We start from the raw sequence: 26,124 nt of genomic DNA on the forward strand, positions 1-26,124 counted from the left end.
GGCGTCTCAGCAGCCGGTCGCCCAGATGTGGGAGTCACCGCGGTCGTTGGCCACGCCGTTGTAGCCGGCCTCCTGGCCGGGCGCGAGACAGATCGTCATCGGGCCGAGCTGGTTGGCGGAGGCGTACACCTTGACGTGGTCCTTGATGCCGGGGCCCGAGATGCCGTGGTTGGCCCAGGAGGAGTCCTGGTCGGCGATGTTGCCCTCCCACCAGCCGTCGTCGCCGGTCCACTCGATCTTCTGGCCCTGGTAGTTGGCGTCCGTCCACGCGCAGAAGTTCCCGCTGCCGCAGGCCGCCGCCTGGGCCGAGGCCGAGGTGGCGAGGACGGCTCCGGTGGCGAGCAGTCCGGCGGACAGGACGGCGATGAAGCGCTTCACTGGTTTCCCTTCGGGGTGGTGCCGCCGCCCTCCAGCAGGGCGGTCGCTGTGGTGAGGGCGCGGGCGCGCAGCCGCCGCCACTCCGCGATCTCCGCGCGGTGCGCGGCACGGACCTCGGAGAGCGGGCGGCCGGTCCTGGCGGCCTCGGGGGTGAGGTTGTTGACGACGACCGAGGTACGGAACCAGCGGTCCTGGTCGCCGTAGAGCCGCTGTTGGGCCGCCGCGAGGCAGCCGTCGGTGTGGGTGCGGACGACATAGCCGCTGGGCAGTCGGAGCGACAGCTCCGCCTTGCCCGTGCCGAACAGCGCGTCGGACACGCGCTGTTCGCCCGACCGCGGGGTGAGGCCCCGCCGGGTCAGGCAGTCGTCGGTGAGTGCGCGGGTGGCGGCCTTGATGACATCGTCGGGCGGGGGCGCCGGGCGGGCCGTGCAGGCGGATCCGGCGAGCAGGATGAGGACGGCCAGGGCCGTCGCCGTACGGGCACGCATGGACGGTCAGCCGGCCGCGCAGCCCATGGTGGTGTCGCTGACCCCGTCGAACTTCGTGGCCCAGCCCCAGTTGTCGGAGTAGTCGTCGGGCCGGATCGCCCGGTACACACAGGCGCCGCCGCCCTGGAAGCTGATCGCGTACACGGTCACGGACGCGTGCGAGTCGAAGGAGTACGCGTGCCGCTTCACCCGCGGCTCCGCCTCCCTGTACCCCGGCGGCGCGTAGTCCCAGGCGCCGCCCGGCCCCATCTGCCCCGGCTCGGCCCAGAAGTAGACGTGCCCCGGCGGCACGGCAGCGGCGGCGTGGGCGGGCGGGGCGGCGAGCGGGAGGAGGGCGGCGAGCAGCACGGACGTGATCAAGGCAGGGCGCATGCGCGCTGCATGCCCACCGGTTTGTGGGCGTATGCGGGCGTTCACCCGTTCAGTGGATCATCGTCGGCCGGTGCTCTAGGGTGCGTCGGGATGTTCGGGGGAGCAGGGGGAGGGGTGGACGCCATGTCCGAACGGGACGGGATGGCCGCGCAGTTCGAGGAGCACCGGCCGCGGCTGAGGGCCGTCGCCCACCGCATGCTGGGCTCGCTCGGCGAGGCGGACGACGCCCTCCAGGACGCCTGGCTGCGGGTGGACCGCGCGGACACGTCCGGCGTGGAGAACCCGGGAGGGTGGCTGACCACGGTTGTGGCCCGGGTCTGCCTCAACCTGCTGAGGGCGCGGGAGGCCCGGCGCGAGGAGGAACTGGCGGACGACCGGGTCCCGGCGTCGGCGGCACGTGCCACGGACCCGGAGGAGGAGGCCCTTCTCGCCGACTCCGTCGGACTCGCGCTGCTGATCGTCCTCGACACGCTCGCCCCCGCCGAACGGCTCGCCTTCGTGCTGCACGACATGTTCCAGGTGCCGTTCGACGAGATCGCCCCGATGATCGAGAAAACCCCGGCGGCCACCCGGCAGTTGGCCGGCAGGGCCCGCCGCCGGGTCAGGGGAGCCCCCGCGTCCGCCGCGCCCACCGCGGACGCCTCGCGGCGCCACCGGGTCGTCGACGCCTACCTCGCCGCCACCCGAGGCGGCGACTTCGACGCACTGCTCGCCCTGCTCCACCCCGACGTGGTGCTGCACGCCGACCGGGCCGTCGTACCGACCCCCGAGCCGCTCCTCGTCCGGGGTGCCCGCCCGGTGGCCGAGGGCGCGATGGCCTCCCTGGGCCGGGCCCGGTCCGCGGCGCTCGTCCTCGTCGACGGCGAGGTCGGTATGGCGATGCTGGAGAAGGGCCGGCTGCGGGTGCTGCTCCGGTTCGCCTTCGACGGCGACCTCATCCGGGAGATCGACGTGGTGGCCGAGCCGGAGCGGCTGCGGAAGACGGAAGTGGCGCTCGTGGAGGGGTAGTTCGAGCGGGGCCGGGGTGGCGGGCCGGGGTGGTTCGAGCGGGTCCGGAGCGGCGGGCCGGGGTGATTCGGCCCGGTTCAGCCTGGTTCAGCGTGGTTCAGGCGGTGGGGCGCAGACGGCGGCCGGCGATGCTCCGGTATGCCGCGCCGAGCACGACCGCGTTCAGCGCGGCCCCGATGACGATCCCGGCCCACGCCCCCGCTCCCGGCACCATCACGAGCAGCAGCGAGGCGGGCGCCGTGACCACGAACGCCCACACCCCGGCGAAGCTCGCGTCGGCGTGCTCGACGAACAGCGTGTCCACGCCGACCCAGCCGACGACGGCGGCCACGAGGAGCAGGTAGCCGAGGGAGAGCGGGTTGAGGATGTAGCGCGAACCGTTCATCGGGGACCCCCAGGAAGTCGTTGCGGAGCTGCGGGCTCCGTCCGTGATCCCCACGATGCCGGGGCGGTGGCGGCCACCGCCTGAGTAGCGGTACTCAACTGCCGTGAGGTGCCTACCTACGGCCGCGGGCACCTGTGAGCCCCGGTGGGCCGTGCGCCTGCTCCCTCCGGAGCCGCCAGGGAGAAATACCGCATACGGGCATATTCTGGGAGGGTGCATCGGCGTCCGTCGATCCGGAGAAGGTGAGTGCGATGCGCGTACTGCTCAAGGTGTCCATGGACACCGAGAAGGCGAACGAGGCCATCAGCAACGGCACCCTGCCGAAGCTGATCGAGGCGTCGATGGAACAGATCAAGCCCGAAGCGGCCTACTTCACCACCGAGAACGGTCAGCGCACCGCCTTCATCTTCTTCGAACTGCAGGACAGCTCACTGATGCCGGTGATCAGTGAGCCGTTCTTCATGAACCTGGGCGCCAAGGTCAGCTACACCCCGGTGATGAACCGCGACGACCTGCAGAAGGGGCTTGCCCAGCTGGGGCGCTGACCCTCAGCTGAAGATGATCATCGACCCCTGGGCGAGACTCCGGGTGGCCGCCGCGTGCAGCCCCAGCCAGACATGGCGTTCGCGGGCGAAGGGGCTGGGGTCGTACGGCGGCGCGACGGCCGGCTCCTCCAGCTCGGTCGGGGCGTGCGGCGGCTCGGGGGGCGCCGGGGGATTGGCCGGATCGATGCCGATCACCGGGGCCACGAACTCCAGTTCCCGCAGCAGGGCCTGTGAGGAGCCCAAGGGGCCGCCGCCCGCGAGGAGTTCGTCGTTGGCCAGCGGGTGCGGGAAGTCGACGGGGACGTACGCGCCCGCGTGGTCGTAGTGCCAGACCAGGTGGGACTGCTGGGCGGTCGTCTCGAACATCTCCAGCAACTGCTCGTAGTCACCGCCGAGTTCGTCCACCGGCGTGACCGCGAGCCCGCAGACCTGGAGCAGATAGGCGCGGCGCAGGAAGTGCAGGGCGTCGTAGTCGAAACCGGCCACCGGGGCGACCTCGCCGGACAGTCCCGGCATGTACTGGTACACCGGCACCGGCGGCAACCCGGCCTCGGCGAGCACCTTGTTGTATTGCGCGAGTTCCTCGGCGAACGGGTTGTCCGGGGTGTGGCACAGGACGTCGACGAGAGGCACCAGCCACAGGTCACAGGCCAAAAGTCAGCTCCTCGGATACTCGCGGTGCGCGGATGTCTTCATACGGTGGTCAAGGCAGGGTAGTCGGTGGGGCGCCCCGGCGGCTCCTGTAGTGCACGTTGTACCCGTGACCGGCGCGCTCAGTCGGCGGTCAGGCCCTCGATGAGGGTCAGATAGTGGCCGTTGTAGGCGGTGAGAAGCTCGCGGGCGGTCTTGGTGTCGCGTTCGTACAGGGCGTCGGCGATCTCGGTGTGCCCCGCCCACAGGCTGCCGCGCAGATCGGTGAGCCTGCGCAGGTGCTGGACGGTGCACACCCAGGTCTGCACCCGCAGCCGGTGCAGGAAGTCGGCGAGATAGGGATTGCCGAACAGCACGCTCAACTCGCGCCAGAAGCGCAGGTCGTAGCCGATCAGCACGGTCAGGTCGCCCGCGGCGGCGGCCCGCTGGGCCTCCTCGCCGCGCCGCCGTACACCGGCCACGGCCGCGGCGGTACGGGGTTCGTCCAGCTCCTGGAGGATGCGGTGACCGGCGTCGAGCGCCTGGAACATACCGTCCGTGACCAGGCTGCGGGCCTCGATCATGCCCCGGAAGTCGTCGACGGAGTACTCGTGCACATGGAAGCCGCGGTGCTGGTCGGCCTCCAGGAGTCCCTGCGCGGACAGGTCGACGAGCGCCTCGCGGACCGGGGTGGCGGAGACGCCGTACTGCTCGGCGATCTCCTTCACGGTGAATTCCTGCCCCGGCTGGAGCCGCCCGGCCAGTACCTCGTCGCGCAGCGCGTCCGCGATCTGCTGCCGCAGCGTGCTGCGGGTGACGGCACCGTTGCCGCTGCTGCCGGGCATCGTCGGGGCGCCTCCCTCGCGCGTGTGCAGATGGCGTGCTCGTACACATGTCTACGAGCACGCCACCTTACGCGTTCGAAGGACCGGCGGACTTACTCCGTGTATTCGTCCGCCACGGAGAGCGCCGTGTCCAGGGCGGCGAGGCCCTCCTTCAGTTCGGCCTCGCTGACGTTGCACGGCGGCACGACATGCGTCCGGTTCATGTTGACGAACGGCCAGATGCCCTGCTTCTTCGCGGCGGCGGCGAACGCGGCCATCGGGGCGTTCGCCTCGCCCACCGCGTTGTAGGGCACGAGCGGCTCGCGGGTCTCCTTGTTCTTCACGAGCTCCAGGGCCCAGAACATGCCCACGCCCCGCACCTCGCCGATGCTCGGGTGCCGCTCGGCGAGCTCGTGCAGCGCCGGCTCCAGGACGGCCGTACCGAGGTGCTTGGCGTTGTCGACGACGCCCTCCTCCGCCATGACGTCGATCGTCGCGACGGCGGCGGCGCAGGCGAGGGGGTGCCCGGAGTAGGTGAGCCCGCCGGGGTAGGGCCGCTTGCCGAAGGTCTCCGCGATGGCACCGGAGATGGCGACACCGCCGAGCGGCACGTACCCGCTGTTGACGCCCTTGGCGAAGGTCATGAGGTCGGGAGTGACGTCGAACAGGTCGGCGGCGAACCACTCGCCGGTCCGCCCGAACCCGGCCATGACCTCGTCCAGGACGAAGACGATCCCGTACTTGTCGCAGATCTCGCGGACCCCGGCGAGGTAGCCGGGCGGCGGGACCATGATCCCGGCGGTCCCGGGGATGGTCTCCAGGACGATGGCGGCGACGGTGGCGGGCCCCTCGAAGGCGATGGTCGTCTCCAGGTGCTCCAGCGCCCGCGCGGTCTCCTGCTCCTCGGTCTCGGCGTAGAAGCGGGACCGGTAGAGGAAGGGCGCCCAGAAGTGCACGACTCCGGCGGAGGCGCTGTCGGAGGCCCAGCGCCGCGGGTCACCGGTGAGGTTGACGGCCTGCTGCGTACCGCCGTGGTACGAGCGGTAGGCGGACAGCACCTTGGCCCGTCCGGTGTGCAGCCGGGCCATGCGCACGGCGTGCTCCACGGCGTCCGCGCCACCGTTGGTGAAGAAGATCTTGTCCAGGTCCCCGGGCGTCCGCTCGGCGATCAGCCGGGCCGCCTCCGAGCGGGCCTCGACGGCGAAGGCGGGCGCGAAGGTCGTCATCGTCGCCGCCTGCTCCTGTATCGCGGCGACGACCTTCGGGTGCTGGTAGCCGATGTTGGTGTAGACGAGCCCACTGGTGAAGTCCAGGTAGCGGTTCCCGTCGTAGTCCCAGAAGTACGCCCCCTCCGCACCGGCGACGGCGAGCGGGTCGATGAGCTCCTGCGCGGACCAGGAGTGGAACACATGAGCACGGTCCGCGGCCTTCACGGCGGCGCCGACCTCGGGGTGTGGCTGAGGGGTCATGCGAGTGAGCGTAAATGTCCGCGATGCGGAAGCGGTATCGGCGTCCTGTCTGTGGACGGGAGCTTTCCGCGACAGGTTGTCCAGGGCTCGTGAGGACCGCGTGATTGACAGCTTGCTGTCGAAGTGACAGGATGCTGTCATGAACCTCAAGCCAGTGCATCTTGCCGTGTACGACACCTACGCCGACTGGGAGACGGGCCACGCCACGGCCTACCTCGCCCGCGCCGGGTACGAGATCCGGACGGTCGGGTTCTCGCGCGAGCCGGTGGACTCCATCGGGGGCCTGCGGGTGCAGCCCGCGTGCGTTCTGGACGAGGTGCGGCCGTCCGACAGCTCCCTGCTGATCCTCCCGGGCGCCGATCTCTGGGACGCGGGCGACGACCTCGCCCCCTTCGCCCGCAAGGCGCGCGAGTTCCTCGACGCCGGGGTCCCCGTCGCCGCGATCTGCGGGGCCACCGCGGGGCTCGCGCGCGAGGGGCTGCTCGACGACCGCGAGCACACCAGTGCCGTGTCCTTCTATCTGGCGGCCACGGGGTACGGCGGCGGCGAGCGGTACGTCGACGCGGACGCCGTGACCGACGGCCGCCTGATCACCGCGGGGCCCACCGAGCCCGTCGCCTTCGCCCGGGAGATCTTCCGGCTGCTCGGGGTGTACGAGGGCGAGGTGCTGGACGCCTGGTACCGGCTGTTCCACGACTCCGACCCGCAGGCGTACGCCGTGCTGGAGAAGGCGGCCGCGCGGTGAGCCGGGAGCGGCAGGACCTGCTCAGCCGGGGCGCGCTCGGAGTGTTCCGGCTCAACGGCCAGTTCCTCGCCGTGGCCGAGGAGCTGGCCGGACCCGCCGGGCTCACCGCGGCCTGGTGGCAGGTGCTCGGCGCGGTGCTGCGGGAGCCGCTTCCGGTCGCCGGGATCGCCCGGGAGATGGGCATCACCCGGCAGAGCGTGCAGCGGATCGCCGATCTGCTGGTGGAGCGGGGGCTCGCCGAGTACCGGCCCAACCCCGCCCACCGCCGCGCCAAGCTCCTCGCGCCGACCCAGGAGGGGCTGGCCGCCGTGCGCCGGATCGACCCGGGCCACACGGCCTTCGCCGACCGGCTCGCGGAGGTCCTCGGGGAGGCCGAACTCGCTGAGACCGTAGGGATGTTGGAGAGGTTGTCCAAGGCGCTCGAACAGATCTCGACGGCCGACGGACGGACATAGACACTGGTCTTCTGTCGCGTGGGTGTGCGGGCGCGCGGTCTCGGGGGAGGACCAGCGATGGAGGAACACGGCTCCGCCGGCCCGGCGGACAGCGAGGGACGCGGCCACGCCCGCGAGCGCCCCGCGCCCGGCACCTATCTGACGCCGTACCCGTCGGACCCGGACGCGGAGGCGGCTCCCCGCAGCCGTGCCGCCACGGTGGCACTGCTGCTGATCGCACTCGTGGTGGCCCTGGGCGCCGGCGGAACGGTCTACGGCGTCCTGCACGAGAACACCCCGAGCACGTCCCCGACGCCCCCTTCGGCGTCGCCCTGAAGTCCCCGCCGGTGTGTGCCGAGAACCACGGGCGCCGCCCCGACACGGCTCACCGCGGCTCCGGTGGGCGTTGGCGGGGCATGTTCGGGCGGGCCGGGGGGCCCGGGGGCAGGGGGAAGCGGCCCTGGGGGCCGCCGGGGTCCTGGCGGCCGCCCGAGGTCACCGCGCCCTGGATGCCCATGGGCGTCGACCCGTTGCGGAACTCCACGATCCAGTCGGCCGTCTCCACGCGGATCAGCTCCGTCACGTCCTCCGAGAAACGCCGCAGGACGCCCAGGCAGCGCTCGGTGGCCTCCGCGGCCGTGCCCTCCGTGGGGCCCAGGACCTCACGCACGCCCTCCGAGGCCCACTCGAACTGCAGCACCTGCAGCCGCCGCTGCACGGCCTGCGCGGTGGCCACGTCCCTTATCCAGCCCGAGGTCACACCGAAGTACCGGTCCACGGCCACGCAGGCCACCGCGAGCAGCAGCGCGAGATAACCCCAGGGCGCGAGGCCGGCGCCCGCCACCCCCGCCAGGCCCAGCAACGGCAGCGCGGCCCCGGCCACCGCCCCCGCCGCGGCGCCGCCCCGCAGGACCCGCGCACAGCGCCGTTTCCACACCCGGTCGGCGAGATACCAGGACGCCGTCTCCAGCGCCCCGCGCTCCACCCACCGGTACAACTCGTCCAGCCGTGCGGCGGGCTCGCCCCAGTCGCCGAGCGGAAACGGCCGCCCGGCCAGATCGGCCCGTCCGTCCTGAGGCGGGCCCTCGGGCTGCATCTCCGGCTGACCCACCCGGCGCTCCCTACTGATCGGTCACCCTGCGTGACGCCTGATGCTGATGTGCGGGGAACCTTCCTACCGCCCAATGGGTGGCGAAGGGGGTGCTTTGGTCGCTTTTCCGCTCGGAAGAGGGCCTTGATCAGGTATAGGACTCCAGGTCGACTCACTCGAAAGAGTGCTGGGGCGACGCCCGTCCCGACCACGTAGGCTCGTGCCAGGGAGGGAAATCCTCGCCCACACAGCCGTACCGACACAGGAGCTGATCGTGATCCCCGGTGGTGGCCAGCCCAACATGCAGCAGCTGCTCCAGCAGGCCCAGAAGATGCAGCAGGACCTGGCGAACGCACAGGAGGAACTCGCCAGGACCGAGGTCGACGGCCAGGCGGGCGGCGGTCTGGTGAGGGCCACCGTCACCGGTGCCGGCGAGCTGCGCGCGCTGAAGATCGACCCGAAGGCGGTGGACCCGGAGGACACCGAGACCCTCGCCGACCTGGTCGTGGCGGCGGTCCAGGCGGCCAACGAGAACGCCCAGACCCTGCAGCAGCAGAAGCTCGGTCCGCTCGCCCAGGGACTCGGCGGCGGCAGCGGTATCCCCGGGCTGCCTTTCTAAGACAGGCCCCGGCCAACTAGCGTACGTAGCGCAAGGAACCCAGGAAGGACGGCAGTCCGTTGTACGAAGGCGTGGTCCAGGACCTCATCGACGAACTGGGGCGGCTGCCCGGCGTCGGTCCCAAGAGCGCGCAGCGGATCGCCTTCCACATCCTCCAGGCGGAACCGGCGGACGTACGGCGCCTCGCGCACGCCCTGATGGAGGTCAAGGCGAAGGTCCGCTTCTGCGCGACCTGCGGCAATGTCGCTCAGGAAGAGCTGTGCAACATCTGCCGCGACCCCCGCCGCGACCTCTCCGTCATCTGTGTGGTGGAGGAGCCGAAGGACGTGGTCGCGATCGAGCGCACCCGGGAGTTCCGTGGCAAGTACCACGTCCTGGGGGGCGCGATCAGCCCCATCGAGGGTGTCGGTCCGGACGACCTGCGGATACGAGAACTTCTCGCGCGGTTGGCCGACGGGACGGTCACGGAGCTGATCCTGGCCACCGACCCGAACCTGGAGGGCGAGGCCACGGCGACGTACCTCGCCCGCATGATCAAGCCCATGGGCCTCAAGGTCACCCGCCTGGCCAGCGGCCTCCCGGTGGGTGGCGACCTGGAATACGCGGACGAGGTGACCCTCGGCCGCGCCTTCGAGGGGAGACGACTCCTAGATGTCTGACGCCGCACTGCACGCGACTGCCCAGGACCCGGACGACTTCGCGGTCCAGATCGCCGACCAGGTCGAGAGCTTCCTGGTGGCCGTCATGGAGGTGGCGAAGGGCGACGAGCCCGATTCCGCCGTGCCCTTCCTGCTCCTGGAGGTCTCCCAGCTGCTGCTGGCCGGCGGCCGTCTCGGCGCGCACGAGGACATCGTCCCCGACGAGCGCTACGAGCCCGACACGGGCCCGGACGCCGACGTGGACGAGCTCCGCGAGAACCTGGCCCGGCTGCTGGACCCGATCGACGTCTACTCCGAGGTCTTCGACCCCTACGAGCCGCGCAAGGCCCCGGTCCCGGCCCGGATCTCCGACGACCTGACCGACGTCATCACCGACCTGCGCCACGGCATGGCCCACTACCGTGCGGGCCGTACCTCGGAGGCGCTGTGGTGGTGGCAGTTCTCGTACTTCTCCAACTGGGGCTCCACGGCGTCCGCGACCCTGCGCGCCCTCCAGTCGGTGGTGGCGCACGTCCGCCTGAACCAGCCGCTGGCGGAACTGGACGGTCTCGACACCGACCAGGCGATGGGTGACGAGACGCTGGAGTTCGAGGCGGGCAAGGTGATGGTGGAGGAGATCGCGGCTCCGCTGGGCCTGCGCTCCCCCCAGTAGCGCTCATGTGACGCGTGTGTGACGCGTGTCATAGGAGAAGGCTTCCGGAACGGCGTAATGCGCGGGCACCTGGGGTGGTCTGACTGCACAACGGACCACACCCGGCCCGTGCCCCCGCCGACTTGGAGCCCCTCATGCACGTCACCCTCCAGCAGCCGACAGGCGCCGGCCTGATCACGGCCACGGACCAGGTGCTCGCGATCCCCGCGACCCTGCGCTACACCTCCGCCGACCCGCTGGCCGTGCACATCGACTTCCCGCCCCATGTCACGGTCGACGGCGAGGGCACCACCTGGACGTTCGCCCGCGTCCTGCTGGGCGAGGGGCTGCGGGCGACGGCCGGCATCGGCAACGTCCGTGTCCGTCCGGCCGGTTCGGCCCACACCTACGTGGAGTTCCACGCGGCGCAGGGCATGGCCCGGCTCCGGTTCGCTTCCGCGGACCTGCTGCGCTTCCTGGCCCGTACGTACACGGTCGTGGCCGCGGGCGAGGAGACCGTGCGCGCGGAACTGGACCACGGGCTGGTGTCGCTGTTCGGCGGGCGGGTGTGAGCCACGGGCCGGGGGGCGCTCCGGGTTCGTGGTGCGCTTCGGGTTCGTGGTGCGCTTCGGGTTCGCGGTGCGCTCCGGGTTCGTGGTGCGCTCCAGGTTTGTGGGGCGCTCCGGGTGGGGGACCGGTCACGGTCCCCGGTGGGGGGCCGGTCACAGTCCCCACAGTCCCTTTCCCACGGCTGTGACCCCGCCCAGCAGGGCGAGCGACAGCACCAGGACGCGGGCGTGCCTCTCCGGCGTCCGGGACGCGAGCCCTCGCCCGATCAGCCCGCCCGCCCCCATCGCCGCGCACACCAGGACCCACTGCGTCCCGGTCAGCCCCGGCACCCCGTTCGACACCACCGAGAAGGCGTTCACGACCACGCCGTAGAACATCGCGTTCGGGACGAACTCCCGTACCGTCCAGCCGGCGTTGAGGGCGTAGAGGGAGAACGGCGGGCCGCCGACGCCCGCCGCCGAGTTCATGAAGCCGCCCACCGCGCCCGCGCACACCGCGCCCCGCGTGCCCCGCAGAGCGGCCGCCTTCGCGCCCCGCATGACGAGCAGTACCGCCACCGTCACCAGCGCGCCCATCACCAACAGCAGCCAGGACTGGGGGAGTCGGCGGGTCAGCCAGCTGCCCGCCGGGACCGTGCAGGCCGCTGCCAGGCACAGCGGGAACATCGCGCGCGGGCGCACCAGGCGCACGCCCCCGGCCAGGCCGAGCAGGCAGATCACCCCGGCCGCGCAGTTCGCGAGGATCACTCCCTCCGCCGGGCCCAGGAGCAGGACCAGCGCCGGTACGGACACCAGCGCGAAGCCCATCCCGGTGAGCCACTGCACACAGGAGCCCAGCAGCACGATTCCCGTCAGCAGCACATCAGCCGTCACAGGCATGGTGTACCGCATTCCACCCCCGGTCCGGGAGAGCACCCCCTCGTGACGGGCCCTGCCCCACGGGATCGTGGAACGCGCCAGGTCAACCACCCCGTACCGAAGGAAGCGACCATGAAGTCGCTGCTCTCCTCCACCCCCGTCCGCTGGTTCCTCCTACTGTTCAACCTCGTCGTCGCCGCGGCCGCCCCCTTCGTCGTCGACGGAACGCAGGGTCTGCTGACCGCCGTGGGCATGGGCGTCGTCTCCCTGGGAGCCGGGGTCGGCCTGCTGCGCGGACGGCGAACGGGCGGTCACACGGCGTGAATTGGGCGTTCGCTGGCTCTGCCCTGCATCTGGGCTGCACGGGCCCTAACCAGCGCGAAGAGAGGCTGGAGTCACTCCAGAGCACAACCTCTCACCGCAGGAGACAGCGATGATCCGTCGATCCATAACCAAGCGCGCCGCCATCGTCACCGCCACCGCCGTGGTCGCGCTCGGCACCGTCGGCACCGTCGCCGCCACCGCTGGTCCCGAGCACGCGAAGAAGCCCTCCAAGAAGCAGATCGCGGCCCTCTTCGACCGCTGGAACGCGACCCTGCAGACCGGTGACCCCGACAAGGTGGCGGCCCTGTACGCCAAGGACGCGGTGCTGCTGCCCACCGTCTCCAACAAGGTCAGGACCGACCACGCCGGCATCGTCGACTACTTCGAGCACTTCCTGCAGAACAAGCCGGTCGGCAAGAAGGTCCAGACGATCGTCAACGTCCTCGACACCAACTCCGCGATCGACACCGGCGTCTACGAGTTCACGCTCACCGACCCGAAGACCGGTGCCAAGCGTGTCGTCGAGGCCCGCTACACGTACGAGTACGAGAAGCGCGACGGCGTGTGGAAGATCGTCAACCACCACTCCTCGGCGATGCCCGAAGGCTGATCTCCACCTTCAGCCCGCCTCCCGGAGCGTCCGCCAGCGTCACGGTCCCGCCGTCGTCGGTCACCAGCTGTTTGACGACGGCGAGGCCCAGGCCGGAGCCGGAGCGTCCGGTCAGGCCCTGACCGCGCCAGAAGCGGTCGAAGGCACGGGACTTGTCGGCATCGGGCATGCCCGGTCCCTCGTCCAGCACCGACAACACCACTGTGTCCGCCCGGGACTCGACCTCCACGGTGATCCTCCCGCCGTCCGGCGAGACCTCCAGGGCGTTCGAGAGCACGTTGTCCAGCACCTGGTCCAGATGACCGGGGCTGGCCAGCACAGACGGCCGGTCGTCGACAACACTCCCCCTGAGCGCGATGGTGACTCCGCGCTCGTCGGCGGCCGGCCTCCACACCGTCAGCCGTTCGTCCACGATGTCCCGCAGCGCGAGCGGCTCCGCGGCGGTCACCTTCGCCTCGGCCCGCGCCAGCACCAGCAGGCCGTTGACCAGACGGCTCATCCGGACCACCTCCGCCGTCGCCTGCTCCACGTCCTCCCGCACGAACTCGTCGTCCACGCCGTCCGCGATGTTGTCCAGCGACAGGCGCAGCGCCGTGAGCGGGGTGCGGAGCTGGTGCGAGGCGTCCGCCACGAAGATGCGCTGCGAGGCCACCAGCGTGTCCAGGCGTTCCGCGCCCTGGTTCAGGGTGCGGGCGAGGGTCTGGGTCTCCGGCGGGCCCGTCACGGGGGAGCGCGCGGTGAGGTCGCCGTCGCTGAACTTGCTCGCCATGGAGTTGAGTTCGCGAAGGGGGGCGGTGATCCGGCGGGCGGCGAACGCGCCGATCGCGGCGGCCGCGCCCAGCACCAGCACGGCGAGGCCGGCCCGGAAGCCCCAGATCTGCCACAGCCGCTTGGTCATGTCCGAGGTCGAGTAGACGATCCGTACGGCGGCGTCGCCCTTGGCGGGGACGGTGACCGTCAGGTTCTCGCCCCAGACGAAGTCCGCACCCCAGTCGGTCGTCGGCTCGTCCCTCTCCACGGCCCGGGTCAGCGCCGCGTCCGCGGTGGGCCGCTCCAGCCGCGGGTCACAGGCGGCGGTGGGCGTCGCCTCCACATCGCCGTACGCCTTGGCCACCTTGGTCAGCGCTTCGCACGAGGCCCTGTCGCCGTTGCCCAGCAGCAGCGCCATCGTTTTGGCCTCGCGCAGCACCGACTGCCGGGTGTCGTCCCGCAGTTGATCGGTGAGCGTGAACGCGACCGGCACCGTGAACAGGAAGATGGCCACCGCCACCAGCAGGATGTAACTCCGGATGAGCTGCCGGTTCATGAAGCCCCGTCGTCCCCGGCGATCTCCAGCCGGAAGCCGACCCCCCGCACCGCCTCGATGACGATCGCCCCGGCAAGCTTGCGCCGCAGCGCCGCCACATGCACGTCCAGCGTCTTGGTCGGCCCGAACCAGTTCGCGTCCCAGACCGCCTCCATGATCTGCTCGCGCGACATCAGCGCGCCCGGCTCCTCGGTGAGGAAGGCCAGCAGGTCGTACTCCTTGGGCGCGAGGGCCACCTCCTCGCCGTCGAGGCGGACCCGGGCGGCCTTGCGGTCGACGGTCAGACGGGAGCCGTAGACGTCGGGGCCGGCGGCGGCGCCTTCGGTACGGGGTCGCGCGCGCCGCATCACGGCCCGTATCCGCGCGATGACCTCCCGGACCCCGAACGGCTTGGACACGTAGTCGTCGGCCCCGAGCTCCAGGCCGACCACCCGGTCCGTCTCGTCGCTGCGCGCGCTGATGACGATGATCGGCACGTCACCGCGCTCCCGCAGCGCCTTGCACACGTCGAGGCCGTCGGTGTCGGGCAGACCGAGATCGAGGAGTACGACGTCGTAGGGGCCCTCGTGGCCGAGCGCGGCCCCGCCGGTGGAGACCCACTCGACCTCGAAGCCGTAGCGGACCAGGCCTCGTCTCAGGGACTGGGCGACCGGCTCATCGTCTTCCACCAGGAGTACGCGCACAGCCGCACCTTAATCCTTGAAACTTAATTCACAGCTGTCACCTGCGCCTCACATGGTCGTGTGACGCGGTGCACTTTTCCGAAGGTCGGGAGTTGGGCATGCGCTGACCTGGGCGTCCGAATCTCACGATGCGATACCGCAGAGGTGGAAACCGGGCGCTCGTTAAACTGAGCCGACACCAATGGACTGAGCGAGGAGCGCACGTGGGCCTTGTCGTGCAGAAGTACGGAGGCTCCTCCGTAGCCGATGCCGAGGGCATCAAGCGCGTCGCCAAGCGAATCGTCGAAGCGAAGAAGAACGGCCACCAGGTGGTCGTCGTCGTTTCCGCGATGGGCGACACGACGGACGAGCTGATCGATCTCGCCGAGCAGGTATCACCCATGCCTGCCGGGCGTGAGTTCGACATGCTGCTGACCGCCGGAGAGCGTATCTCCATGGCACTGCTGGCCATGGCGATCAAAAACCTGGGCCACGAGGCCCAGTCCTTCACCGGCAGCCAGGCCGGCGTCATCACCGACTCGGTCCACAACAAAGCCCGGATCATCGACGTCACGCCGGGCCGCATCCGGGAGTCCCTGGACAAGGGCAACATCGCCATCGTCGCCGGCTTCCAGGGCGTCAGCCAGGACAAGAAGGACATCACCACGCTCGGGCGCGGTGGCTCCGACACCACCGCCGTCGCCCTCGCGGCCGCCCTCGACGCCGAGGTCTGCGAGATCTACACCGACGTCGACGGTGTGTTCACCGCCGACCCGCGCGTGGTGAAGAAGGCGAAGAAGATCGACTGGATCTCCTTCGAGGACATGCTGGAGCTCGCCGCCTCCGGTTCGAAGGTGCTGCTCCACCGCTGTGTGGAGTACGCCCGTCGCTACAACATCCCGATCCATGTGCGCTCGTCCTTCAGCGGACTGCAGGGCACGTGGGTGAGCAGTGAGCCGATCGAGCAAGGGGACCAGAAGGTGGAGCAGGCCATCATCTCCGGTGTCGCGCACGACACCTCCGAGGCCAAGATCACGGTCGTCGGCGTGCCGGACAAGCCGGGTGAGGCCGCGGTGATCTTCCGTACGATCGCGGACGCCGAGATCAACATCGACATGATCGTGCAGAACGTCTCCGCCGCCTCCACCGGGCTGACGGACATCTCCTTCACGCTCCCCAAGGCGGAGGGCCGCAAGGCCATCGACGCCCTGGAGAAGAACAAGTCCGGCATCGGCTTCGACTCGCTGCGCTACGACGACCAGATCGGCAAGATCTCCCTGGTCGGCGCGGGCATGAAGACCAACCCGGGCGTCACGGCGGACTTCTTCACCGCCCTGTCCGACGCGGGCGTGAACATCGAGCTGATCTCGACCTCCGAGATCCGCATCTCGGTCGTCACCCGCGCCGACGACGTCAACGAGGCCGTCCGCGCCGTCCACAGCGCCTTCGGTCTCGACTCCGACAGCGACGAGGCCGTGGTCTACGGAGGCACCGGCCGATGACCGTACGCCCGACGCTCGCGGTCGTAGGCGCGACCGGGGCCGTCGGCACGGTCATGCTCCAGATCCTGTCCCAGCACGCGGACATCTGGGGCGAGATCCGACTGATCGCCTCTCCCCGCTCGGCCGGCCGCAAGCTGGCCGTGCGGGGGGAGCAGGTCGAGGTGGTGGCCCTGTCGGAGGAGGCCTTCGACGGGGTCGACGTCGCCATGTTCGACGTGCCCGACGAGGTGGCCGAGCAGTGGGCCCCGGTCGCCGCCGCGCGCGGTGCCGTCGTCGTGGACAACTCCGGCGCCTTCCGGATGGACCCCGACGTGCCCCTCGTCGTCCCCGAGGTCAATCCGCACGCGGTCCGGATGCGTCCGCGCGGGATCATCGCCAACCCCAACTGCACGACCCTGTCCATGATCGTCGCCCTGGGCGCGCTGCACGCCGAGTTCGGGCTGCGGGAGCTGGTGGTGTCCAGCTACCAGGCGGTGAGCGGCGCCGGGCGGGCCGGTGTGGAGACCCTGCGCCAGCAGCTGTCCCTGGTCGCGGGCACCGAGCTCGGTACGCACCCCGGCGATGTGCGGCGGGCCGTCGGCGACAACACCGGGCCGTTCCCGGAGCCGGTCGCGCTCAACGTCGTGCCGTGGGCCGGGTCCCCGCGCGAGGACGGCTGGTCCTCGGAGGAGATGAAGGTGCGGGACGAGTCCCGCAAGATCCTCGGCCTGCCCGCGCTGCCGGTCGCCGTGACCTGTGTCCGGGTCCCGGTGGTCACCGTGCACTCCCTCACCGTCCACGCCCGCTTCGAGGGCGAGGTCACCGTCCGCAAGGCGCGCGAGATCCTCGCCACCGCCCCCGGGGTCGTCCTCTTCGACGATCCGGCGGCCGGTGAGTTCCCCACCCCCGCCGACGTCGTCGGCACCGATCCCACCTGGGTCGGGCGGGTCCGGCGGGCCCTCGACGACCCCACGGCGCTCGAACTCTTCGTGTGCGGGGACAACCTGCGCAAGGGCGCCGCGCTCAACACCGCGCAGATCGCGGAGCTCGTGGCGGCCGAGTTCGGGTGACGCCGGGTTGCGGATCTCCGGTCCGCGGTTGCGCCTGCGGGAAAAGTCCTGGCCATGGCCGGATCACTTTGTAGGATCTGTGTGCGACATGTGGTGCGGCTAATGGTCCGAACCACTTGATCCCGGCGCTTCGGCGTCCGAAGATTTTCCTCCCCGCTCTCCGCAACCGCGCGAAGGGCGGGGAGCGTCTTTGCGAACGCCCTTTCAGGGGGTGCGGGGATGCATGCGAGGCGTGGGGACGCCTCGGCCATTCAGGACACAGGGGAAGAGCGGGTAGGCATGAGCGCGTTCGACGCACGGTCAGTTGTGCTGCCTGAGAGAAGATGGACGGCCGCGTACAACCCTCACCGGGGTGAGCGTGTCCAACTGTCGTGGCTCAGGTACTCGACTTCCCTGCCGCGCCGAGCGGCGCGGCTGTCCTCCGGCCCCGCAGGCCCGGGGCGCCCGGTGGCATGCCGGTGATCGCGCCCATGCCCGCAGCGCGGCCCGCCCGCATACCCAGTCAGCGTGACGGAGCCGAGTACGCCGAGGACACGGCGGCAGCCGGTACCACCGTCGACCACCTCACCGAGACCTACCGGGCGCACTACCGCTCCCTGCTGGGCCTCGCCGCTCTCCTGCTCGACGACACCGCCTCCTGCGAGGACGTCGTCCAGGAGGCCTTCATCCGGGTCCACTCGGCGCGCAAGCGCGTCCGCGACCCGGAGAAGACCCTCGCGTATCTGCGCCAGACGGTCGTCAACCTCTCCCGCTCTGCCCTGCGCCGGCGCATCCTCGGGCTCAAGCTGCTCTCCAAGCCGATGCCCGACATGGCGAGCGCCGAGGAGGGGGCCTACGACCAGCTGGAGCGCGACTCGCTCATCAAGGCCATGAAGGGCCTGCAGCGCCGTCAGCGCGAGGTCCTGGTCCTGCGCTACTTCGCGGACATGACCGAGGCCCAGGTCGCCGATACGCTCGGCATCTCGCTGGGCTCCGTGAAGGCGTACGGCTCCCGCGGGATCGCCGCACTGCGGGTCGCCATGGAGGAGCCGGTATGAGCGGGTCCGGGGACACCGGGGGGCGGCGGCACGAGCCGGCATGGGTCTCCGAGACCGATGCAACCGAAGAGCCGAAGCAATCGCACGCTGGGAACGGAACTGTGAATCACGGCCCCGACGATCTGAGCTCCACGGGGGAGTTCGACTCGGACGAGCTGGCACTGCGACGGATGCTGCACCAGGCGGTCCAGGAGATGGAACCGCGTGACGGCACCCTGGACCATCTGCGCAGGGCGGTGCCCGCACGGCGGGCACGCAAGCGCCAGGCCCTCGTCGGCATGGCGGCCGCGGCCCTCTTCATCGGCACCGCGATCCCCGCCCTCGTGCACGTCTCCTCCACCGGCACCAACGCCAACACCTCCAACGCCGGGCACACCTCCCAGATGCAGGGCGGCGCGAGCCAGGGCAAGCAGGAGGACGGCGGCGAGTCCACCTCCGGCGGCTCCGCGGGCAAGCCCGAGGACAAGGGCAAGGGCGAGTCGAAGGGCGACGACAAGGGCAAGACCGCGGGCGCGAGCACCGGAGCGAGCAGCGGTACCGGCCCGTCCGCCTCGACCGCCGCGAGCGCCGGGGTCTGCACGGCCGCCCAGCTCGGCACACCCACGGCCGGCACCACGGTGCCCGACGCCTCCGGGACGGTCTACGGCACGTTCCACATCACCAACGGCTCCACCGCCGCCTGCACGGTCACCGGCCCCGGCAGCCTGACCTGGAGCGCGCAGGGCGCCGCCGACAGCAGCAAGATCAGCGCGGTCCGGCACACGTCCGGTGACGCGGCCTCGGCCGGGCTGCCCGACCCGTCCCAGGAGGTCTCCCAGCTGGTGCTCCAGCCGGGCTCGTCCTACGACGTGAAGTTCGCCTGGGTGCCCTCCGAGACCTGTCCCACCTCGGAGCCCTCGACCGACCCCACCCCCGACCCCACGACGTCCCCGGACAGCTCCTCCAGCGCGGGCTCCTCCACCGGCGGCGACACCGGCACGTCCACCCAGCTCCTCACGGACGGCGGCACCCTCGACGGCAGTGTCCTGGTGACGAACACCGCGGAGGGCGGACCGTCCGTGTCGACGACGGTGCCCAACGCGTGCGCGGGCGTCGTGTACTGGACGGGAGTGCTCACGTCGTCCTGACGGCGTGCACGGGCTGGGAAGGGGTGACCCCGCTCGGACGGAGTGCCCCGGCCCGGACGCGGTGCCGGGCGCCGGGGGACGCTCCGGTTCAGGCGGTCGCCTTCTCCTGGGGCTGCTCCTGCGGCTGCGGCTCGTCGTCGTCCGGGAGGATGCCCAGTTCCGCGTCCCGGACGAACTCCACCTCGCGGCGCACCAGACGGAACCACATGAAGACCACGAAGCCGGCGAAGACGAACCACTCACCGGTGTAGCCGAGGTTCTGGAAGGCCTTCAGGTCCAGCCCGCTGTCGGCGGGCGCGGTCGCCGGTACGGCCTTCATCCCCGCGTCGCCGGTGTTGAGGGTGACCCACGCGTCGTACACGTCGTACGGCACGAGGTTGATCAGCGAGGCCGCGCTGATCGCCGCGGTCTGCCCGGCCGGGAGCCCGCCCTGCGCACTGACGCCGTTGTCCCCCGGGGTCTCCGACGCCTGCAACGCGCCGGTGACGGTGACCTCGCCCTTCGGCGCGGCCGGGACCTTCGACGGATCGGGGGTGCCCGGCAGCCAGCCCCGGACCACGGGCAGGGCCTTGCCGCCGTCGGTGCGCAGCAGCGCCAGGACGTAGTACCCCTCGCGGTCGTCCAGTTGCCGGTCGGGGACGAGCAGCTGCTTGTCGTACCGGCCGGTCGCGGTGACCTGCTTGCCGGAGGTCGCCTTGTTCACCGGCAGCAGCTTCGCCAGCGGCCGCGGGGCCTCCCGCACGTCGGTGACGACCTGCTTCTCGGCGTCCCGGCTCTCGGACATCCGGTCCTCGAACCGGCTCAGCTGCCACGACCCCATGAAGACGCAGAACGGGATGGCGAGCAGCACGAAGACGTTGATGCCAAACCAGCGGGGTGTCAGCAGAAACCGGTACACACTCCCACGGTACGGGGCCGCCCCGGGCCGCCCGGGCGCGGGGTCAGTACCTTTCGGCGAGGTGGTCCCGGCCCGCCGGGGGTTCGTACGGCTCCGGCCAGAAGTCGGTGACGGCGGATATACGGCCGCTCTCGTCCCCGGTGAAGAACGTGATGCTGTACATCTCCTCGAGACCCACCGTGAAGTGGACCCGGGCGACGGCCTGGTCCGGCTCGGCGACGATCCGCTCCACCCGCAGGTGCCAGTCGCCCGGGTACTCCCGGTTGAACTCGACGTACCGCTCCCTTCCCCTGATGCGCTCGCGGGTCTGCGGGAGGGTGTAGGCGACGTCCTCGGCGAGGGTGTCCGCGAACGTGCTCCAGTCACGGGCCTCCAGAGAGGTCCAGAAACTCTCGACGGTCTTGCGCAGATCGGTCATGGGGCCGAGTCTGCACCGGGCCACTGACAATCGGCCCGGACCGGGCTTTCGGCCCTGGTGGCAGGGGGTTCGGGTAAGCGGCGGGTAGAAGTTGTCCACAGGCTGGGGACCTCGTCTGCGGATTGTCTGTGAAGGCAGGCAGTATGGGGTCATGACTGAGAGCAACGGGTCCGCCGCGGCCGAGCGGAAGAACGAGATGCCGGATTGGGAGCAGCGCTTCCGGGCCCCCCGGGTGTCGCTGCCCGACTGGGCGGAGGACGCCCCCGACCGCTCCTTGTTCGTCTCCAACGCCACGGGGACGTACGAGCTGTACGCCTGGGACCGGGTCACCGGCGAACAGCGTCAGGTCACGGACCGGCCGAACGGCACCACGGACGGCGTGCTCTCCCCGGACGGCGCGTGGATCTGGTGGTTCGACGACAAGGACGGCGACGAGTTCGGCATCTGGCGCCGCCAGCCCTTCGAGGGCGGCGCGGACGAGCCCGCCGCGCCCGGTCTCGAGGCCTCCTACCCGGCGGGCCTGGCCCTGGGCCGGGACGGCCGTACGGCGGTCGTGGGCCGCTCGACCGACGACGAGGGCACCTCCATCCACCTCGTGCGCACCGGCGAGGACCCGGTGGAGATCTACCGGCACCGCGAGTCGGCGGGCGTCGGCGACGTCTCCCACGACGGCTCGCTGATCGCGATCGAGCACACCGAGCACGGCGACGCCATGCACTCGGCGCTGCGCGTGGTGCGCCCCGACGGCAAGGCGGTCGCCGAGCTCGACGACACCGAGGGCGGCACCGAGGAACTGGGCCTCGAGGTCCTCGGCTTCGCCCCGGTCGACGGCGACACCCGGCTGCTCGTCGGCCATCAGCGGCGCGGCCGTTGGGAGCCCCTGGTGTGGGACGTGGCCACCGGCGTGGAGAGCGACCTCGCCCTGGACCTGCCCGGTGACGTGGGCGCCGAGTGGTACCCGGACGGCACCGGGCTGCTCGTCGTGCACAGCTTCGAGGCCCGCAGCGAGCTCTTCCGGTACGACCTGGAGAGCGGCAAGCTGGAGAAGGTCCAGACCCCGGCCGGCTCGGTCTCGGGGGCGACGGCCCGCCCCGACGGCAGTGTCGAGTACCTGTGGTCCTCGGCCGCCGAGCCCTCGGCGGTGCGCTCGACGACCGGCGAGGTGGTCCTGGACCCGCCCGGTCCGAAGTCCCCCGGTTCGGTGCCGGTGGAGGACGTGTGGGTGGACGGTCCGGGCGGCCGGATCCACGCCCTGGTCCAGAGGCCGGCCGGGACGACCGGGCCGCTGCCGACGGTCTTCGACATCCACGGCGGACCGACCTGGCACGACAGCGACTCCTTCGCGGCGGGTCCGGCGGCCTGGGTGGACCACGGGTACGCGGTCGTCAGGGTCAACTACCGCGGTTCCACGGGGTACGGCCGCGAGTGGACCGACGCGCTGAAGCACCGGGTCGGCCTGATCGAGCTGGAGGACATCGCGGCGGTGCGGGAGTGGGCGGTCGCCTCCGGCCTCGCCGACCCCGACCGGCTGATCCTCACCGGCGGTTCGTGGGGCGGCTACCTCACCCTCCTCGGTCTGGGCACCCAGCCGGACGCATGGGCGCTGGGCATCGCGGCGGTGCCGGTCGCGGACTACGTGACAGCGTTCCACGACGAGATGGAAGCGCTGAAGGCGATGGACCGGACGCTGCTGGGCGGCACGCCGGAGGAGGTGCCGGAGCGCTTCGAGGCGTCGTCGCCGCTGACGTACGTGGACCAGGTGAAGGTCCCGGTGTACATCTCGGCGGGCGTCAACGACCCGCGGTGCCCGATCCGCCAGATCGACAACTACGTCAAGCGGCTGGAGTCGAGGGGCGCGGTCCACGAGGTGTACCGGTACGACGCCGGGCACGGGTCGCTGGTGGTGGACGAGCGGATCAAGCAGGTGAGGCTGGAACTGGACTTCGCGGCCCGGCATCTGGGCTAGCGGGGCGGACTCCCGGCTGCGCATGCGTGGGGGCGGGTGGGGGCGGGTCGCGCCGAGCGGCTATGCCCCCGCCTGTTCCCGCCCCCTGCGCCCCAGCAGCTCCGCCAACCCCCGCCGAGTCGCCGCCAGCACCACCCGGTCCGAGCCCTGCAGGACATAGGTGTCCGGCAGATCCCACGCCAGCCCCGGAGCGTCCCCGGACTCCTCCCGGGCCAGCACCCGCCAGGACCCCGCCCGGAACGCCTCGCCCACCGTCCTGCCCTCCAGCTGCGGATGCCCGCCCACGTCCACCGCCGCGAACAGCAGCACCCGCCGCTCGACCGGGAACGCGCCCAGGATCTGCCGCCCCATCATCGCCCCGGCGAACGCGGGAGCCGCCAGATGCGAGACGCTGCGGCTGCGGGTGGACGCACCGGGGTGCGCGGCCCGCAGGGTGCGGTACACCGCCGTCGCGAAGTCGTCGTCGTACAGCCGCAGCACCACCCGCAGATCGGGCCGCACGGCCCGCGCGTAGAGCACGGCCTCCAGGTTCGTGGTGTCCGCGCTGGTCACCGCGAGCAGTGCGTGCGCGCGGTGGATCTTGGCGGCCTCCAGGACCCCCTCCTGCGTGACATCCCCGAGCACCACCGGTACCCGCAGCCGCCGCGCCGTGGCCAGTCCGCGTGCCTCGGGGTCGGACTCGACGCACACCACCGGGATGTTCAGCTCCCGCAGCCGGGTCAGCACCCGGGTGCCGATCTTCCCGAGTCCGAGCAGCACGACGTGTCCGCCGAGGCCCCGGGGCGGCTTGCGCAGGGAGGACGCGGTGCGGAAGGTGCCGAGGACCTCCAGGACCGCGGCGAGGAGCACCGGGAGGAGCAGCAGTCCGGCGAATCCGGACAGGAGCTGGAGGATCTGCCGTCCGACGGACTGGCCGATCGCGGGGTCGTCGATCGCGAACAGGTCGAGCAGCGTCAGATAGAAGGCGCGCAGGGGGTGGATCCCGGTCACCAGCCACAGCGCGACGGCGAGCGCGACCACGCACCCCACCATCCCGGCCAGCGACCAGCGCAGCCGCGGCGAGAACAGCGAGGCGAACCACGGCATCACGCCCCGTCCGTCGGGCAACGCGGGCCCGGCGTACGACACCTGCTCCAGCACGACGGTCGCGCGCCCGCTGCCGTCCCGTACCGCCGCCGCGTCCGGCAGCAGGGTCGGACCCTGATCGCCCGCGGGCCCGGCGGTGTCGGTCGGCGAGAGCAGGGCCAGCGTGGCCAGACCCGGGCCGGCGCCCTGCCCGGCCGCGGTCGGGGGCCGTTCGACGGCCCGCAGCAGCAGACCGCCGGTCTGGAGCACCTTGCTGGTGCCGGTGAGGGCGGTGGCGGCCAGCGCGGGCGCGGCCGTGTCGGCGTCCGAGAGCACGGTGGTGGAGGCGTCGAAGCCGGTGCCGTCGGCCGGGCCGCCGGCGGACAACGCCGAGGCCTGGTCGAGGAGTTCCTCGATGTGCTGGCCCAGGCGCCGGTTGTAGAGCCGCAGCACGAGCCGCAGCCGGGGGTTGAGGCGGCGGGCGGTGAGGGCGGCGCGGATGTTGGTCTCGTCGTCGTCGTACACGAGCGCGAGCGCGTCCGCGCGGTCCACGCCCGCCTCCGCGAGCGCCGCCTCGCTCGGTTCGGCGGCCTCCATCAGCCGTATCCCGCCCGGGGGTTCACCGGTGGGGGCGACAGCGCCGTTGCCGTTGCCGCCGCCCGCACCGCCGTTGCCGGTCAGTCCTGCGGCCGCGGTCACCACCCGGTCGAGCAGCGCGGACGCGGTCCTGGCCCGCACGACCACCGGGGGCCGCACGGACCGTTCGGAGGCCGGTACGACGAGGGTGACCTGTTCGCCGTAGACCCCTCTGAGTTCGGCCGCCAGCCGGTGCGCGAGCCCGTCGTCCCCGCACACCACCATGTGCGCGGCCGTGTCGCCCGGCAGTCCGGGACTCTGGTTCGGAACGCTCCCCACGAGGGAGAAGACTGCCTCACCGGGACGGATGGTGCCACGACCGGGTCCGGGCCGGGTGGTCAGCCGTCGACGAACACGCTCTCGGTGACGGCGTCCTGGAAGCTGTCGCCGCCCTCGAAGACCGCCCGGTAGTGGCCGGGACCGCTGCCCTCGACGTCCGCGGCGAAGTCGCTGCCGTTGCCGCCCCAGTACGCCTCGACCGTGGTCAGGTCGCTCCACCGGGTGCCGTCGGCCGAGTACTGGACGTGGACCAGGATGGTGGCCGGTGTGAAGCCGTCCGTGAAGTCGATGAGCCCCTCCACATGGACCGCGGCGGCGTCGGTCCGGGTCGCCGAGAATGCGGTGAAGGCGGCCGCGTGGTGGACGTGGACCAGCGCGCTCTGCGCGGAGGCGGGGGCCAGGAACGGGTCCTCGGAGGTGTCGAGGGCGAGCAGGAAGCGTCCGCGGTCCCACGGGGTGTACGTCGTGGAGAAGGTGCCGTCGGCCGCCGTGGTGAAGCGCTCGACGAAGTCGCTCTGGCCGTCCGGGTCGCCGAAGAGGATCCCGCCGGACTGTCCGGCCAGCGGCACCCAGCTGCCGTCCGCGGTCTGCTGCTCGGCCTTCGCGGTCAGGGTGACCGGGTCGCCGTCGTCGATGTCCGTGGCGGAGACGTCCGTGACGAACCGGGTGGGGATCTGGTCGATGCCGATCTGCAGCAGCTCCGACTCGCTGTACACATAGCCGGGGTGCTGGTTGTCGTACCGGTAGAACGCCTGGATTCCGGTGGCCTGGTCGAGGGTGACCGTGGCGGTGAAGCGGCCGTCGGCGTCGGTGGTGACCGTCGTCTGCGGCCAGTAGTCGACATCGATGTCGACGGGGTACCCGGCCAGCGGCTTCTCCGCCTGGGCGGGCCAGTTGCCGTACAGGGTGCCCTGGACCGTCACCTCGCGGTGGCCGCGGTCGATCGACGTACGGTCCACGGTCAGCGCGCCGATCCGGGTGGCGGCCCAGTACCCGAAGTCGCCGGCCGACTTCTTCTCGACGTGGTCGCCGTCGGCGTCGGTCAGTTCGACGTCGATGCGGTAGATGCCGAGCTTGTCGAGGGCCAGCGGCTGCTTGCTGCGCCAGGTGCCGTTCGCGGCGGTGCCGGAGGCGAGCGCGAAGTCCCCGGGGCCGAGCTCGGCGACCTGCGCGCCCGTGGCGTACGACACGAGATGTGCCTCGACCTCGGTGATGTCGCTGCCGGACTCGGCGGTGACCTGGAGGAACCCGGGGGCCTCGGAGACGCCGCTCGCGGACTGCACCCGCAGTTGGTCGGACGCGTACGACACGGGTGCCACGGCGAGCGCGATCACTCCCGCGCCGACGGCGGCGACGAGCGCGCGCACCGCGCCCCGGCGGCCGGGTCTTTTTCGTGTGGTGGTCAACTTTCCCTCCCTGTATGTCAGTTGTGGGCACGGTAACGGCCCCCACTGACAGGCGCACGCCCATTTGATCTCCCAAGAAATCCCCAAACCACCGCGCACACTGAGCAAACGGGCCTTCCCTGTCGTACGCACGAA

Annotated in this window: 31 protein-coding genes; 16 read left to right on the forward strand and 15 right to left on the reverse strand. The window is 71.3% G+C overall.

Translation table 11 applies throughout. The features are described 5' to 3' along the window. Window positions 1-6 precede the first annotated feature (6 nt). From IOD14_RS01855 to IOD14_RS01865, 3 genes are read right to left on the reverse strand one after another with little or no spacing between them, the layout of a single operon-like run. Entirely contained in the window at window positions 7-378 is a 372-nt protein-coding gene (locus IOD14_RS01855) for a peptidase inhibitor family I36 protein (RefSeq protein WP_123990681.1), read from the reverse strand. Further along, window positions 375-866: a hypothetical protein gene (locus tag IOD14_RS01860; protein WP_123990682.1), complete on the reverse strand. Its 492-nt coding sequence runs from the start codon at window positions 864-866 to the stop codon at window positions 375-377. The genes IOD14_RS01855 and IOD14_RS01860 overlap by 4 nt, the downstream gene beginning before the upstream one ends. Window positions 867-872: 6 nt before the next feature. Further along, entirely contained in the window at window positions 873-1,238 is a 366-nt protein-coding gene (locus IOD14_RS01865) for a hypothetical protein (protein WP_123990683.1), read from the reverse strand. 123 nt (window positions 1,239-1,361) lie between these two features. Here IOD14_RS01865 and IOD14_RS01870 point away from each other — a divergent pair, with 123 nt between their 5' ends. Next, a complete protein-coding gene (locus IOD14_RS01870) occupies window positions 1,362-2,246 on the forward strand; it encodes a sigma-70 family RNA polymerase sigma factor (RefSeq protein ID WP_212669510.1) in 885 nt (294 codons plus the stop codon). A 97-nt stretch (window positions 2,247-2,343) separates the two neighbouring features. On the opposite strand, the gene IOD14_RS01875 is transcribed toward IOD14_RS01870, so the two are convergent. After that, on the reverse strand, window positions 2,344-2,631 hold the full coding sequence (locus IOD14_RS01875) for a hypothetical protein (protein ID WP_212669511.1): 288 nt from the start codon (window positions 2,629-2,631) through the stop codon (window positions 2,344-2,346). A 251-nt stretch (window positions 2,632-2,882) separates the two neighbouring features. Between IOD14_RS01875 and IOD14_RS01880 the strand changes: the two genes are divergently transcribed. Next, window positions 2,883-3,176: a hypothetical protein gene (locus IOD14_RS01880; RefSeq protein WP_123990686.1), complete on the forward strand. Its 294-nt coding sequence runs from the start codon at window positions 2,883-2,885 to the stop codon at window positions 3,174-3,176. 3 nt (window positions 3,177-3,179) lie between these two features. On the opposite strand, the gene IOD14_RS01885 is transcribed toward IOD14_RS01880, so the two are convergent. The 3 genes from IOD14_RS01885 to IOD14_RS01895 all read right to left on the reverse strand — a co-directional run bounded on the left by IOD14_RS01885 (window position 3,180) and on the right by IOD14_RS01895 (window position 6,099). Next, window positions 3,180-3,830, reverse strand: coding sequence for a hypothetical protein (locus tag IOD14_RS01885; RefSeq protein ID WP_123990687.1), 651 nt, complete (start codon window positions 3,828-3,830; stop codon window positions 3,180-3,182). A gap of 119 nt (window positions 3,831-3,949) precedes the next feature. Then, window positions 3,950-4,651: a GntR family transcriptional regulator gene (locus IOD14_RS01890; RefSeq protein WP_123990688.1), complete on the reverse strand. Its 702-nt coding sequence runs from the start codon at window positions 4,649-4,651 to the stop codon at window positions 3,950-3,952. A gap of 92 nt (window positions 4,652-4,743) precedes the next feature. Further along, complete coding sequence (locus tag IOD14_RS01895) at window positions 4,744-6,099, reverse strand: aspartate aminotransferase family protein (protein ID WP_212669512.1); 1,356 nt, start codon at window positions 6,097-6,099, stop codon at window positions 4,744-4,746. 139 nt (window positions 6,100-6,238) lie between these two features. Here IOD14_RS01895 and IOD14_RS01900 point away from each other — a divergent pair, with 139 nt between their 5' ends. Genes IOD14_RS01900 through IOD14_RS01910 form a run of 3 tightly spaced genes read left to right on the forward strand, consistent with a single transcriptional unit; the run spans window position 6,239 to window position 7,614 of the window. After that, window positions 6,239-6,844 (forward strand): type 1 glutamine amidotransferase family protein, encoded by a 606-nt coding sequence (locus tag IOD14_RS01900; protein ID WP_123990690.1) that lies wholly within the window; start codon window positions 6,239-6,241, stop codon window positions 6,842-6,844. Beyond that, window positions 6,841-7,299, forward strand: a complete 459-nt coding sequence (locus tag IOD14_RS01905) for a helix-turn-helix domain-containing protein (RefSeq protein ID WP_212669513.1) — start codon at window positions 6,841-6,843, stop codon at window positions 7,297-7,299. Before IOD14_RS01900 ends, IOD14_RS01905 begins: the two co-directional genes overlap by 4 nt. Before the next feature lie 57 nt (window positions 7,300-7,356). After that, window positions 7,357-7,614 (forward strand): hypothetical protein, encoded by a 258-nt coding sequence (locus IOD14_RS01910; RefSeq protein WP_212669514.1) that lies wholly within the window; start codon window positions 7,357-7,359, stop codon window positions 7,612-7,614. A 49-nt stretch (window positions 7,615-7,663) separates the two neighbouring features. Here IOD14_RS01910 and IOD14_RS01915 read toward each other — a convergent pair whose 3' ends face one another. Continuing rightward, on the reverse strand, window positions 7,664-8,389 hold the full coding sequence (locus IOD14_RS01915) for an SLATT domain-containing protein (RefSeq protein ID WP_212669515.1): 726 nt from the start codon (window positions 8,387-8,389) through the stop codon (window positions 7,664-7,666). 253 nt (window positions 8,390-8,642) lie between these two features. Here IOD14_RS01915 and IOD14_RS01920 point away from each other — a divergent pair, with 253 nt between their 5' ends. The 4 genes from IOD14_RS01920 (at window position 8,643) to IOD14_RS01935 (ending at window position 10,849) form a co-directional block, all read left to right on the forward strand. Further along, complete coding sequence (locus IOD14_RS01920) at window positions 8,643-8,987, forward strand: YbaB/EbfC family nucleoid-associated protein (RefSeq protein WP_123992782.1); 345 nt, start codon at window positions 8,643-8,645, stop codon at window positions 8,985-8,987. A gap of 59 nt (window positions 8,988-9,046) precedes the next feature. Continuing rightward, a complete protein-coding gene (gene recR / locus IOD14_RS01925; RefSeq protein WP_123990695.1) occupies window positions 9,047-9,646 on the forward strand; it encodes a recombination mediator RecR in 600 nt (199 codons plus the stop codon). Further along, window positions 9,639-10,298, forward strand: a complete 660-nt coding sequence (locus tag IOD14_RS01930; protein ID WP_123990696.1) for a DUF5063 domain-containing protein — start codon at window positions 9,639-9,641, stop codon at window positions 10,296-10,298. Before recR ends, IOD14_RS01930 begins: the two co-directional genes overlap by 8 nt. A gap of 134 nt (window positions 10,299-10,432) precedes the next feature. Further along, window positions 10,433-10,849 carry an SsgA family sporulation/cell division regulator gene (locus IOD14_RS01935; RefSeq protein ID WP_123990697.1) on the forward strand — a complete coding sequence of 139 codons (417 nt, stop codon included), beginning with the start codon at window positions 10,433-10,435 and terminating at the stop codon, window positions 10,847-10,849. Window positions 10,850-10,999: 150 nt separating this feature from the next. Here IOD14_RS01935 and IOD14_RS01940 read toward each other — a convergent pair whose 3' ends face one another. Further along, window positions 11,000-11,725 carry a sulfite exporter TauE/SafE family protein gene (locus tag IOD14_RS01940; RefSeq protein WP_249125806.1) on the reverse strand — a complete coding sequence of 242 codons (726 nt, stop codon included), beginning with the start codon at window positions 11,723-11,725 and terminating at the stop codon, window positions 11,000-11,002. Between the two features lie 111 nt (window positions 11,726-11,836). On the opposite strand from IOD14_RS01940, the gene IOD14_RS01945 reads away from it, so the two are divergent. Both IOD14_RS01945 and IOD14_RS01950 read left to right on the forward strand, forming a co-directional pair. Beyond that, entirely contained in the window at window positions 11,837-12,028 is a 192-nt protein-coding gene (locus IOD14_RS01945; protein ID WP_123990699.1) for a hypothetical protein, read from the forward strand. A gap of 109 nt (window positions 12,029-12,137) precedes the next feature. After that, a complete protein-coding gene (locus IOD14_RS01950; RefSeq protein ID WP_212669516.1) occupies window positions 12,138-12,638 on the forward strand; it encodes an SgcJ/EcaC family oxidoreductase in 501 nt (166 codons plus the stop codon). Here IOD14_RS01950 and IOD14_RS01955 read toward each other — a convergent pair. Continuing rightward, entirely contained in the window at window positions 12,604-13,944 is a 1,341-nt protein-coding gene (locus IOD14_RS01955) for a HAMP domain-containing sensor histidine kinase (protein WP_212669517.1), read from the reverse strand. The two genes, IOD14_RS01950 and IOD14_RS01955, sit on opposite strands and share 35 nt — an antisense overlap. Then, window positions 13,941-14,627 (reverse strand): response regulator transcription factor, encoded by a 687-nt coding sequence (locus tag IOD14_RS01960; RefSeq protein WP_123990702.1) that lies wholly within the window; start codon window positions 14,625-14,627, stop codon window positions 13,941-13,943. The genes IOD14_RS01955 and IOD14_RS01960 overlap by 4 nt, the downstream gene beginning before the upstream one ends. Before the next feature lie 203 nt (window positions 14,628-14,830). Here IOD14_RS01960 and IOD14_RS01965 point away from each other — a divergent pair, with 203 nt between their 5' ends. From IOD14_RS01965 to IOD14_RS01980, 4 genes are all read left to right on the forward strand, one after another. Beyond that, window positions 14,831-16,108 (forward strand): aspartate kinase, encoded by a 1,278-nt coding sequence (locus IOD14_RS01965; protein ID WP_123990703.1) that lies wholly within the window; start codon window positions 14,831-14,833, stop codon window positions 16,106-16,108. Then, complete coding sequence (locus IOD14_RS01970; RefSeq protein WP_123990704.1) at window positions 16,105-17,157, forward strand: aspartate-semialdehyde dehydrogenase; 1,053 nt, start codon at window positions 16,105-16,107, stop codon at window positions 17,155-17,157. Before IOD14_RS01965 ends, IOD14_RS01970 begins: the two co-directional genes overlap by 4 nt. Before the next feature lie 371 nt (window positions 17,158-17,528). Beyond that, window positions 17,529-18,194, forward strand: a complete 666-nt coding sequence (locus tag IOD14_RS01975; protein ID WP_078960181.1) for a SigE family RNA polymerase sigma factor — start codon at window positions 17,529-17,531, stop codon at window positions 18,192-18,194. 101 nt (window positions 18,195-18,295) lie between these two features. Continuing rightward, window positions 18,296-19,321 (forward strand): hypothetical protein, encoded by a 1,026-nt coding sequence (locus IOD14_RS01980; RefSeq protein WP_212669518.1) that lies wholly within the window; start codon window positions 18,296-18,298, stop codon window positions 19,319-19,321. An 88-nt stretch (window positions 19,322-19,409) separates the two neighbouring features. Here the strand turns inward: IOD14_RS01980 and IOD14_RS01985 are convergent, their stop codons facing one another. After that, window positions 19,410-20,219 carry an SURF1 family protein gene (locus IOD14_RS01985; RefSeq protein ID WP_123990706.1) on the reverse strand — a complete coding sequence of 270 codons (810 nt, stop codon included), beginning with the start codon at window positions 20,217-20,219 and terminating at the stop codon, window positions 19,410-19,412. Between the two features lie 43 nt (window positions 20,220-20,262). Continuing rightward, on the reverse strand, window positions 20,263-20,637 hold the full coding sequence (locus IOD14_RS01990; RefSeq protein WP_123990707.1) for a nuclear transport factor 2 family protein: 375 nt from the start codon (window positions 20,635-20,637) through the stop codon (window positions 20,263-20,265). A 151-nt stretch (window positions 20,638-20,788) separates the two neighbouring features. Here IOD14_RS01990 and IOD14_RS01995 point away from each other — a divergent pair, with 151 nt between their 5' ends. After that, window positions 20,789-22,603 carry a prolyl oligopeptidase family serine peptidase gene (locus IOD14_RS01995; protein ID WP_123990708.1) on the forward strand — a complete coding sequence of 605 codons (1,815 nt, stop codon included), beginning with the start codon at window positions 20,789-20,791 and terminating at the stop codon, window positions 22,601-22,603. Between the two features lie 60 nt (window positions 22,604-22,663). On the opposite strand, the gene IOD14_RS02000 is transcribed toward IOD14_RS01995, so the two are convergent. Further along, a complete protein-coding gene (locus tag IOD14_RS02000) occupies window positions 22,664-24,529 on the reverse strand; it encodes an NAD-binding protein (RefSeq protein WP_212673179.1) in 1,866 nt (621 codons plus the stop codon). A 113-nt stretch (window positions 24,530-24,642) separates the two neighbouring features. Then, window positions 24,643-25,989: a hypothetical protein gene (locus IOD14_RS02005; RefSeq protein WP_249125807.1), complete on the reverse strand. Its 1,347-nt coding sequence runs from the start codon at window positions 25,987-25,989 to the stop codon at window positions 24,643-24,645. Between the last annotated feature and the right edge of the window lie 135 nt (window positions 25,990-26,124).

Source organism: Streptomyces sp. A2-16 (assembly GCF_018128905.1).
In the GTDB taxonomy this organism is placed as follows: domain Bacteria; phylum Actinomycetota; class Actinomycetes; order Streptomycetales; family Streptomycetaceae; genus Streptomyces.